The following is an 11,126-nucleotide window of genomic DNA, read 5'->3' as shown; positions in this document are numbered from 1 at the left end:
TCACCCAGCCCGCGCCCGCCCGGGCCCGACCGCCCCGGTCCGGCCGCCTGACGAAAGGAGCCACCGATGACGTCCACCACCGCAGCGATCGGCACCGTGGTGCGCGCAGGCCGGGCGCTGGCCGCCGCAGGACTGACCGACATGGTGTGGGGACACGCCGCCGTCCGCGACCCGGAAGGACGCGGAGTGTGGATGAAAGCCGCCGGCTGGGGCTTCGAGGAGGCCGACGCCGACCGCGTCGTCCTGGTGGCAGGGGACGGCGAGGTCCTCGAAGGCGACGGCCCGCGGCACATCGAGTACCCCATCCACACCGAGATCATGGCCGCGCGCGAGGACGTCGGCTGCGTCGTCCACACGCACGCGCCCGCGCTCAGCGCCTTCGCCTCGCTGGACGAGCCGATACGGCCGATCTCCCATGACGGGGTGCTGTTCTGCGACCCCCAGGTTCCGCGTTTCACCCGCACGGGCGCCCTGATCGCCGACGCCGCACTCGGCCGGGCCTTGGCCGACACTCTGGGCGACGGCATCGCGTGCCTGCTCCCGCAGCACGGCGCCGTCACGGCCGGCCCCGACGCCGCCACCGCCGTCATGTACGCGGTCCTGCTCGAACGCGCATGCCGGACCCAGCTGATGGCTCTGGCGGCGGGCGGTCCACGCGTGTGGTCCGACGAAGCGGAGACCGCCTTCAAACGAGACCAGGTATGGAACCCCGCCCAGCGCAACGCCGGCTGGCACTACCTCGTCCGACGAGCGGCCGCGGCACACCACGCACCTTCGACATGACCGGAGCCACCATGCAGATCACACATTTCGGGCACGCTTGCGTCCTGCTGGACTTCGGCGACCGGAACAGGATCCTCATCGACCCCGGCTCCTACTCCACCGGTTTCGAGACCGTCCGCGACCTCGCCGCCGTCCTGGTCACCCACGAGCACCCCGACCATCTCGACCTCGACCGGCTGCCGCAGCTCCTGCGCGACAACCCGCGCGCCCGATTGATCGTCGACCCCGGCAGCGCGCAGCGCCTCGCGCACGCCGGCATCGACCACCACACCGCCACCCCGGGACAGACTCTCGACCACGGCACCCCGATCGAGGTGCTCGGCGGCGACCACGCGGTGATCCACCCCGACCTCCCGGCCGTCGCCAACAACGGATACCTCTTCCAGGACCTCGTCCTGCACCCCGGCGACGCCTTCGACGCCCCGTCCGGCAACGTCAAGATCCTGCTGCTTCCCACAGGGGGACCCTGGATGAAACCGAGCGACGGCATCGACTTCGTGCGCGCCCTCGAACCCGAACTCGTCGTACCGATCCACCAGGCAGGTCTCGCACCGGTCCACCGGCAACTGCACTACCAGCTCTTCCAGGCCCTTGCTCCAAAGCGAACCCAGATCGAGATCCTGGAACACGGGACCCCCTTCACCTGCTGAACTCCAGCCCCCTCCGTCATCCCGGCTGTCGCGTTCAGCGGCCGGCTCCCCGCGAGGCGTCGCGGTCGCCGCTGAGTCCTCGCCGAGTGAGGCCATGTGTGGCCTAAACGCCATCACGCGCTTTGCGCGTCTTGACTCCAGGAACGCCACTCCGGAGTCTGGCCTGTACGGGTTGGGTTCGCGCCACGCGCAGTATCTCGCCCGCGATGCAGCCGTCCGCGCGGCTGAGTGGCTAGCCCCTCCAGGAGGTGGCCATGGAGTTGTCCGCCGAGATGCTGCGCGCGCTTGCCGCCGGCGGTGTGATCCAGCCGGCGCCGAGCAGCCCGGAGCGGCTGGGTGAGCTGTCGCGGTGGGAGGCGCAGGTCGATCCCGCGTTCTACATCGGGGCGATGACACCACCGGTTACGCCTGTGACTTCCCCGCGGTGGCGGCCGCGCCTGGAGTCACCTTGTGAGATGAGGGTGATGTGACGGGGACGGGGCGATGATCAGGGCGTTGGTGGCGCGACCGGCGGACCACCTGCTGCTGGGGGTGGAGTGGTCCGGCATGACCGTCACCGGCGGAGGGGCGGCGCTGGTGGCCGACCCGGGCGGCGGGGTGCTCACGCTCTGGTTTCCGCCACAGCACCTGGCCGAGGAGACGATCGCCGAGACCGCCGGGGCCGCCGGGCGGCGGCGGGCGCGGCTGTCCGGGTCGAGCGCGCTGCGGTTCGTCGTGCCGGCAGGGAACAGGGTCGAACTCACCGTGGAAGGCCTGGTCCGGGCCGCCGGCGAGCTCGCCGTCGACGCCGGTAGCGTGGTCGAGCTGCCGTGGCGGCTGAAGGTGCGCCCCCAGGCCCATGGCGGACACCCGCTGCGGGCCGGCCACCCTGTCGGCGCGATCCCGGATGAGACCAACCCGCTGTGGCGTACCCGGTTGCACGCCTCCGAGCCCGGCTCGGAGGTGGAGCTCGTGGTGGTGGACGAGACGGCCGCGGGCATCGGCGATCCTCCGGACTTCGTGCCGGCGCTCGACCGGTTCGCCCGGCAGTCCCTTGCCGACCTGACGCGCAGGGCGCCGGCGCGGTCGCGCCTGTTCGAGCTGAGCGCGCTCGGGGGCTCCCTCGTGGCCTCCGGACGCTGGCCGGAGGCGGAATGGGACCACAGCGCCGTACTCGGCCGGGACATGTCCGTCCGCTTCCTCGCCCGCGGCTACCTCTACCCGTTCGGGCACCGGGCCGTCTACGAGAAGTCGGTGGTGCGCGCCTTCGACGCGGCCGAGCAGGTCGCGGTGCTTCGCCACGCGTACCAGCTCACGGTCGTCGAGCCGGTACGCGGCCGGTCCGAGGACCCGGCCACCCGCCGCCGGTTCCCCTTCGACGAGGTGGAGATCTCCCGAACCGTCTTCACCGAGCTGGAGCACCCCGACTGGCAGAGCTTCGATGCCGGGGACGGCCAGCACAGGGACACGTACTTCCGGCCCATGGCCTCGGCCGGGCGGCCCCTCCTGTTCCCGGTGGTGTGCCACGCGCCGAACGGCCCCGTCCGGCTCGAGGTCCCGCTCGTGTTCGTCGCGGACCGGTCGCTGGACACCACGGCGACCTCGCGGCTCGCCAAGGACCTCGAGAGGTTCTACGGCCGGGTCACGGTCGCGATTCCGCCCACCCCGCTCGACCTCGTCCGGGCGCCCGAGGCCGCACCGGCGGACGTCCACCTGGTCCGCGGCTTCACGCTCGGCGGCCGGTTCGACCGTGCCGATCCGGGGGCCGTCCTCGAGGAGCTGGAGTTGACGCTGCCGGCGCTGGGACGGCTGCTGGACCAGGCCGACGCCTACCTCCCGTTCCGGTACACCGACGCCTTCGCCCAGCAGGGCGAGTCGGCGTACGCGATGCTGGAGCTCGCCGCGGGCGAGCCGATACCGATCGGCTTCGCGGGGCGGGCGGAGCGTTCCGGCGGGCTGGCGGCGCTGGCGTACCGGTTCAACGCGATCTCCCGGAACTACGGCCCCGTCAAGGCCGCCGCGGGCGCCCTGGTGTCCTCCCCGGCCGACCTGTTCGACGTCGGGGCCGGCCTGCTCGGCTACCCGCTGCGCGAGATCATCGAACGGATCGACGTGCCTCCGATGATCACCTCGGAGTTGCGGCCGGGCCGCGGCCCCGTCGTCACGATGAGCTGGTCGCAGCCGGGCGCCGTCACGTTCCGGAAGAACCTCCCGGGATTCGTCGCCAAGGACACCACCCGCCTCGAGCTGAACGTGGTCGTGTCCGACACCGGCACGAGCGTGACCAGCACACTGCATGACTTCGGGCTGCGGCTGCCCACGTCCGACCCGCTGCTCGAGCTGTCGTTCGCGAAGGTGACGTACGTCCGGCGGACCGGGCCCGAGCCGCCGGGGCAGGGCACGGCTCCCGACGGGCTCACCGTCGAAGGGCTCGGGGCGAAGCTGCTGGGCGGCCTGAGGCTGCTCGAGGAGCTGGGCGACAACGTCGGGATCGGCGACGCCGGACCGAAGATCACGCCGTCCACCGGCGGGGTCGCGGTCGACTACGCGCTGCCGCTGCCCGCCGTGACATGCGGCGTCTTCGTGATGCGCAACATGCTGTTCAGGGCCGGCGTCGAGGTGTCCTTCACCGGCGCACCACCCGAGGTCGTGCTCGGCTTCTCCGGCCGGGCGAACCCGTTCGTACTGACCGTGATGGCGTTCGGCGGTGGCGGCTACCTGGAGCTGGCCGCCGACCAGAACGGGCTGCGGCGGCTGGAGGCGGCGCTGGAGTTCGGGGCGCTGGTGGCGGTCGAGTTCTACGTCGCGCGCGGCGAAGCCCACATCCTCGGCGGGGTGCGGTTCGTCTGGGACTCCGGCCAACTGGAGGTCAGCGGCTACCTGCGGATCGGCGGCACCCTGGACGTGCTGGGGCTGGTCTCGGTGTCGGTGGAGCTGAGGCTGGAGCTGACCTACCGGTCGGCGACGAACGACCTGGTGGGCCGCGCCACCGTGATCCTCGAGATCGAGGTCCTGTTCTGGTCCGAGCGTGTGGAACTGGACAGCGGCGAATGGCGTCTGGTCGGCGGGGACGCGCCGGCACCGGCCCGGCCCGCGGCCTTCGCGGCCCTCACCGCCGACGGCGGCCACGACCCGGGGCTGGAGAACTGGCGGCGGTACCGCGGCCGCTTCGCGCCCGCGCCTTCGGAGGAGGAGCCGTGAGCAGCGTCCCCCCGGTCGCCGGGTTCGACCTGCCGTTCGCCCCGGACCGGGTGTTCTGGACGGACGGCGATCATCTGCTGGCCGCCCGTACCGGCACCGCGGATCCCCCGCTGAAGCTGTCGGTGCCCGGCGGGCAGGCTCAGCCCGCATGGGGAGACGATCCGAGCGGCCTGCCCCGCGGCACCCTCACCGCGATCACGGTCCAGGCCGCGTACGGGGTCTGCGCCTACGCCGAACGGATGCAGGTTCCGCACGACACCGAGCCGTTCCAGCGGCTGGTGGGGCTCAACGTGCACACCGGTGAACGGTTCTGGCAGCGGCAGTACCAAGGCGCGAGGGACCTCGCCTTCGGCGACGTCGGAAACCCGTTCCTGTTGGCGTGGACCGATGACGGGTTCCTCGCCTACGCGATGGAGCCGGGCGATCCGGCAGGGTGGAGCCGGTCCGTGTCGCCGTTGCTGAGCCAGCCGTGGTCCCTGGGACCCGACGGCTCGCCCTCGTTGCTCGCGTACGGCTCGCCGCCCTCGATCGTCGACTGCGCCACCGGCGAGACGCGACCTTCGAAGCAGACGCGCCTTCTCCCCGGCGAGTGCCAACAGCTGAAGTGGGCCGCCGGCGCGATCCTCCTCGCGGTGGGCGAGTACTTCTGGTGGGACGGAGCGGCCGGCGAACCCGACACCTCTGGCTGGATCATGGAGTTCGAGGGCGACGGGTACGTCGAGTTCCGGCTCCCGGCCGGAGACTCGGTCGGCTACCACGGCATCGCCACCAGTCCGTCTGGGAAGTCGGTGGCCTACGCCTCGGGCTCCGAGCTCACAGTCCGGACGCTGCCCGGACTGGCCCCGTCGGAGGATTTCCGTACGCTGCGGCTGGCCCCGGCAACGGGCAGGCCACGCTGCGTCCGATACAGCCCCGACGGCGGGCTGCTGGCCGTGAACGCCACCCCGTCCGGCCCAGGGGTGACGCTGCTCGAGGCCGGCACCGGCGCCTGCCTTTGGCGGCATGACGGCGAGGACGGCCGGATCGAGTTCAGCCCCTCCGGCGCCCGGATCGCCCTGTGCGGCGGCAACCGGGTCACCTGCTACGACATCGACAGCGTCGCGGCGGCCGCGTGGACCCTCCGGCAGCAATGGGAATGGCGCGGCACCCCGAAGCGGATGGTGCTCGCCACGATCCCGGACTCCCAGGCACCGGAGCGGGAACGGACCTGGATCGGCGTGGTCGGCGCGAGCGAAGGGGACGGCGGCTTCGAGTACTTTCGCCGGCTCGACGACGCCACGCCCCTGTACAAGAGCGAGCCGGGCGCGCGGGTTCTCGGCCTGGCCGTGAGCCCGGGCGGGGACCACTGCGCGGTGTGGCTGGCCGACAAGAGACTCGTGGCCCGTACGTTGCTCGGCACGCCGTTGCAGTCCTGGCCGCGGCAGCCCTCCGCCGCCGCCCGGGTCCCGCGCGACGCGGCGTTCATCGACGACCGGCGGCTCGTCGACGTACGCGGCGACACATGGTTGCGGTTCTACGACGTCAACGAGGAGGACCCGACGAGCGTGCAGTTCGACGAACCGCTCGAACGGGTCGCGGTGCTTCCGGCCGAACCACCCGACGACGCGGTGATCGCGGTGGCGAGCCGGAGCCGCTGCCGCCTGCTGCGCCACGACGGCGGGCAGATCACCGAGAAGCCGATCGACGTCGACGGCAAGATCACGTCTCTGGCGTTCGCCGCGCCCGGCGGAGAGAGCGCGAAGCTGGTGATCACCAGCGGCAACGCCGACGCCGCGCTGGTGCTCGTGGACACCCGTACCGGCCTCACCGAGACGATCCCCCATCCCACGGGGATCGACCAGGTCGTGGTGAGCCCGGATGGCCGGCTGCTCGCGACCGCGGCGGGCAACGACGTGCGGGTGGCCTCGGTCTCCTCCCCCGGTGACGCGCACACGGCGTGGCGGCTGCCGTACCCGGTCACCCGGTCGGCGTTCTATCCGAAGGGACGCGCCCTGCTCGTGGCGACCGAGCAACCGTACCTGTACATGTTCGACCTTGACGGCGAGGCGGTCGGGCGCGGGGATCGCGACGACGCGGACGCGTTCTGGTGGGGTCCGGCGGCCGGCGTTCCCCACGACCTGGGGTTCACCGCCGACGGCAGGGTGCTCGCCATCGCCTGCGAAGACGGAGTCCATTTCTACCGAGGCCGGGGCGATGAGTGACCTGGTGCTGATCGCGGTCCCGAACCGCCTGCTCGACCCGGCCGACGTGCCCGGCCACGAGATCGGCCGGCCCGCCGTACTGCGGGTCGTCGTGGTTCCCAGGCTCGACGGCGACTCCCTGACCGCCGAAGGGCTGGACGGGTGGCCGCAGATCCTGCTCGGCGACCTGGACTTCCGGCTGTACGTCAAGAATCCCGCAGGCGTACAGGCGGCACGGTTCCGCCCGGTGCTGTACGACGCCGTGGCCAGCCAGGACGTCTGGGACGCCGTGTTCCGGGGCGACGCGGCCAGGCTGTTCGCGGGCCTGCGTGAGCCGGACAGGGCCGTGGTGACGCCCCGGTACGGCGACGCCCAGCGGATCGGCCTGACGTACCGCGAGGCGAGCGAGGTGCTGGCCGAGCCCGACGGCACCCCTGACCTGGCGCGATATCTGCGGCCGTGGGCCACCGTCCCTCCGCCGGAACCGCCGCGGGACTCGCCGCTGCTGGACTCGGCCATGGACTTCCGGCGCACGTTCGGGCTGATCCGCGAGCATCCGGTGGTGCTGCGTGACCTCGGGCTGGTGTTCGAGCTGCTGATCGACGCCGGCGAGCTGGACGACGGCGATCGGCTGTCGGTGCGCGCGTACGGCACCGACCTCGTGCTCACCTCGCCGTGGACGTGGTACGAGCTCGACACGGACGGCTTCTGGCCGGGTGCCGACCCCGAACGGGCCGGTGACGTACGGCGGGGGGTCGTCGACCTGTCGCACGCACCGCGGATCGACCTGGTGGACGAGACGCGCGGCACGCCACCGTGGGCGATCGCGACCTTCGACGTGGACGGCGGGGTGATCGGACTGCGGGCGGCCGCGCGGCTGCTCGCCTCCGGCACCGGCGCTGAACAGTCCGGGCCGCCCGCGCCGAACGGGCCGAACGGGCCGAACGGGCCGAACGGGCCGGGCGCGCAGTTGCCCGCGCTGCGGTCGGCCGGACTGATGCTGATCCGCCCTGACCGGCAACGCGAGTTCGAAGACCGGCTCGACCGGGCCTCGCTGCGCGCCCGCAACCGCGTCCACGCCACCGACGGCAACGCCGAGGACGAACTGGACGCCACCGAGCTGGTGCTCGGCTACCGGGTGGACGTGTTCGACGCCGACGACCCCCAGTGGCGGTCGCTGTGCGCACGCGAGGCCGTCTACTCGGTGCTCGACGCGGCGGGCGACCGTATCGAGATCGGGACCGGGCGGGGCCGTGGGGAGGAGGGCCACGTCAAGCACCTGGCCGCCGTACGAGGCGAGGACGGTGTGGCACGCGCGGACGAGATCGTGGTGCGGTGGGACGGCTGGAGCCTCGCGGTGCCGCCTCCCGAACTCGCCCACCGTCCCGACCGGACCTGGCAGGCCGCCGCCCCGCGCATGGCCGCCCCGTACAACCTGGACTGGAGCTTCGACGTGCCGGAGGGAGCACTCCCCCGACTCCGTTTCGGCCGGCGCTACCGCCTGCGCGTACGGGTGGCGGACATCGCCGGCGGCGGCCCTGGTCTGGACGCCGTCACCGACGACCGCGCAAGCGACGAGATCGCCTACCGCCGGGCCGAGCCGGTGGCGCCGCCCCGCCTGTACGTGGACTCCGCACCGCTGCCCGGCGCGGCCGTCGACCGCCTGGTGATCCGCAGCGACCAGGGCATGACCGCGGAGGAGTTCGCCGCCGCCGAATCCCGCTACGCCGCCCGGGACGCCTGTACGCTGCATCCCCCGGCGGCCGCGTTCGCGCTGATCGAGCAGCACGGCGTACTCGACTCGATGACCGATGCCGAGAGTTGGCGGCTCGCCGCGCAGGCGTTGCGCGTCGAACCCGGCGACCAGCCCGCGCTCTCTCTACCGGACCCGGCGGCGGCCGGCGTGGCCGCGTACGCCGGCGGGCCGTGGTCGGCGGCGGACTGGCGCCCCTGGCCGGGCACCGACACCAAGACCGTCGTGGTCGGGGACCACGTGCCCGAGAGCACCCCGGTCGCGCTCAGCTGGGAGAACGGCGATCGGCTGCGGATCGACCTGGCCCCTGGAGAGAGCGCCGACGTCGAGCTCTCCTCCACGATCACGCCGGACCTCCTCCCGCACTTCGCCGTCCACGAGTGGCTCGGGACGCGCGCCGCACCCGGCGGTATCACCAGCGGGAACGCGCTCCGGGGGCGGCACCCGTTGCTCTCGCCCCCGGTGACCGTGCACGCCGTGCACGCCGTCCGCCGGCCCAGGATCGCCCCGGTATGGCGCGAGCTGCAGGCGACTCGTGGCGAGGGCGACACGGCGGCCATCGTCACGGCGGAGTTCGCCGAAAACGGGCTGCACACCGCCAGCACGGGCAGGGTCGAGGTCGCCGCCGCCTGGCAGGAATGGTCGGATGACTCCGTACGGCCGATGAGCGCAGGCCACGTCCACGACCGGGACGTGGACCGTGACCAGGCGCCGCGACTGCGCTTCGCGCACCAGTTCGGCGACACCCGGCATCGCGACGTCACCTATACCGCGAAGGCGGTGAGCCGCTACCGGCCGTACTTCGCCCCGGAGGACCCGCCGGAGGCGTTCGAGCTCATGGGCGAGCCGCGCACCGTGGTGGTGCCGTCGTCCGCCCGGCCGCCGAAACCCGAGGTGCTTGCGGTGCTGCCCGGTTTCCGTTGGTCCGCGCAGACCGGGCCGGACCGGATCGTACGCCGCCGCTCCGGCAACCGATTGGTGGTCGAGCTGGCCCGCCCCTGGTACGCGACCGGTGCGGGCGAGTGCCTGGGCGTGGTCGCGTCCGAGAGCCCCGGAGACGCCGCGCAATTGGTCACCGAGCTGGCCGGAGACCCCGTCTACGCGTCACCGCGCGTCGGCCGGTACCCGGGGGCCGCGTGGTTCGGCGGCGAGGCCCGTTCGCTGCGGCTGCCCGGCGGTGAGCTGACCGCATCGGTGATCGCGTGCCCGGTCACCCTCGAGGGCGACGCGTGGCGCGCCGAGGTGGTGCTGACCCCGCCCGCCGACATGCGCGCCTACCGGCCCTTCGTACGGCTGGCCGTGGCCCGCTACCAGCCGTACAGCCTGCCGGCGCTGGAACTGTCGCCGGTGGTCACGACGGAGCAGGTGCCGCTGCTGCCCGATCGGGAGATCGTCGTCGAGCGCGCCGGGGGACGGCTGCTCGTACGGGTGCACGGCGTCGGGCCGCAGCCGCCGAACCGGGTCGAGGTCGGCATCGACGAGGCCCCGGACGGCGGCCCGGCACCGGAGCTGATCGCGGTCGACCCGGCCGCCGATCCCGGCCTGCCCGCGTGGCGCCCGCTGCCGGGTTTCACGCGGACCGGTGACGCGTCCGGCACGCCGATCGAGCTGCCGCTCCCGCCCGGAAGCCGGCCGCTGCGGCTGCGGGTGCGGGAGGTCGAGGACCTGACTCCGCTCGGCGATCTCGCGGCCCCGGCGGAGGGCCTCGGCGCGCAGCCGCCTGAGCTGACCGAACGCACGGTGTTGATCGACCACATCCCGATCCCGGGCGGATGGCTGCCGGAAGGGGACGACCATGGGTGAGCTGGAGATCTCGGTGGACACCGGCGGACTGGGCCAGACCTCGCCGATCGACGTGAACGTCGCCGACGACGGATCGGGGAATCTGCGGGGCACGATCACCTTCGTCATCCACAACACGGGCACGAACGCCGTCACCGCGACCTTCGACGTCCTGCCGGACGAGGGGACCCCGGCTTCGTGGTTCCGGGTCGAGACCGACCAGTTCACGGTGCCCGCGAACGCGTACGTCCAAGCCGTCGTGCAGATCACCATGCCGGCCGAGAGCGGGTACGAGCGCCACCACCTACGGGGACGCGTCCGATCACCTGGTCTCGCACCGGCCGTCAGCGAACAGGGCCGCTTCTCCCGGCCGCTCCCGCCGGGATGGGGAGCTACGTCATATCCGGATACCTACCTCGACCTCTCCGGCGGTGGCCGCGAAATCCTGTTCAAATTCCGTGGTCCTGACATGGACGCGTCCCTACGCTTCAACATCGGAGCACCGGACCCGGAATCGGCCGGCTGGTTCAGCGTGCAGCCGGCGAAAGACAGTCCCGGGCCTTTTGGGCTACCGCCCCCTTGGGACGGGAACTTCACCTGGCGTGTGGTCGTCGACGCCGACGCGCTCATCGCCTCGGGGCGGCCTGGGGTGTGGCTCCAACCATGGGTGGATATCGAGTACTTCCCTCCCATCTCGGAAGGGGATACCTCCATCCCAGAACCTGAATGGAAGCCGTGCGGGTACTGGTTCGGCTATGGCGTAGAGGTCGGCGGCTGACGAACACTTCGTAAGCATGA

At 72.4% G+C, this 11,126-nt stretch carries 7 protein-coding genes; all 7 read left to right on the top strand.

Features of this window, described 5'->3' with window-relative positions:
- Positions 1–66 precede the first annotated feature (66 nt).
- The 7 genes from ABZ914_RS08700 (at position 67) to ABZ914_RS08670 (ending at position 11,106) form a co-directional block, all read left to right on the top strand.
- Complete coding sequence (locus tag ABZ914_RS08700) at positions 67–783, top strand: class II aldolase/adducin family protein (RefSeq protein WP_500192431.1); 717 nt, start codon at positions 67–69, stop codon at positions 781–783.
- A gap of 11 nt (positions 784–794) precedes the next feature.
- Positions 795–1,433 carry an MBL fold metallo-hydrolase gene (locus ABZ914_RS08695; RefSeq protein ID WP_500192430.1) on the top strand — a complete coding sequence of 213 codons (639 nt, stop codon included), beginning with the start codon at positions 795–797 and terminating at the stop codon, positions 1,431–1,433.
- Positions 1,434–1,687: 254 nt separating this feature from the next.
- Entirely contained in the window at positions 1,688–1,903 is a 216-nt protein-coding gene (locus ABZ914_RS08690) for a hypothetical protein (protein ID WP_500192429.1), read from the top strand.
- Between the two features lie 13 nt (positions 1,904–1,916).
- The gene (locus tag ABZ914_RS08685; protein WP_500192428.1) at positions 1,917–4,613 is read left to right on the top strand and encodes a hypothetical protein; all 2,697 of its coding nucleotides are present in this window, start codon (positions 1,917–1,919) and stop codon (positions 4,611–4,613) included.
- On the top strand, positions 4,610–6,814 hold the full coding sequence (locus ABZ914_RS08680; RefSeq protein WP_500192427.1) for a WD40 repeat domain-containing protein: 2,205 nt from the start codon (positions 4,610–4,612) through the stop codon (positions 6,812–6,814). The genes ABZ914_RS08685 and ABZ914_RS08680 overlap by 4 nt, the downstream gene beginning before the upstream one ends.
- Complete coding sequence (locus ABZ914_RS08675) at positions 6,807–10,349, top strand: hypothetical protein (RefSeq protein ID WP_500192426.1); 3,543 nt, start codon at positions 6,807–6,809, stop codon at positions 10,347–10,349. Before ABZ914_RS08680 ends, ABZ914_RS08675 begins: the two co-directional genes overlap by 8 nt.
- Positions 10,342–11,106: a hypothetical protein gene (locus tag ABZ914_RS08670; protein WP_500192425.1), complete on the top strand. Its 765-nt coding sequence runs from the start codon at positions 10,342–10,344 to the stop codon at positions 11,104–11,106. Before ABZ914_RS08675 ends, ABZ914_RS08670 begins: the two co-directional genes overlap by 8 nt.
- Positions 11,107–11,126 lie beyond the last annotated feature (20 nt).

Source organism: Spirillospora sp. NPDC046719 (genome assembly GCF_040645715.1).
In the GTDB taxonomy this organism is placed as follows: domain Bacteria; phylum Actinomycetota; class Actinomycetes; order Streptosporangiales; family Streptosporangiaceae; genus Spirillospora.
Note: the sequence above shows the minus strand (reverse complement) of the source record. Positions and strands in the feature narration are given on the sequence as shown.

Coding starts and splice junctions, on each gene's coding strand:
- ABZ914_RS08700 (WP_500192431.1), top strand. CDS start 67: ATGACGTCCACCACCGCAGCGATCGGCACCGTGGTGCGCGCAGGCCGG.
- ABZ914_RS08695 (WP_500192430.1), top strand. CDS start 795: ATGCAGATCACACATTTCGGGCACGCTTGCGTCCTGCTGGACTTCGGC.
- ABZ914_RS08690 (WP_500192429.1), top strand. CDS start 1,688: ATGGAGTTGTCCGCCGAGATGCTGCGCGCGCTTGCCGCCGGCGGTGTG.
- ABZ914_RS08685 (WP_500192428.1), top strand. CDS start 1,917: ATGATCAGGGCGTTGGTGGCGCGACCGGCGGACCACCTGCTGCTGGGG.
- ABZ914_RS08675 (WP_500192426.1), top strand. CDS start 6,807: ATGAGTGACCTGGTGCTGATCGCGGTCCCGAACCGCCTGCTCGACCCG.
- ABZ914_RS08670 (WP_500192425.1), top strand. CDS start 10,342: ATGGGTGAGCTGGAGATCTCGGTGGACACCGGCGGACTGGGCCAGACC.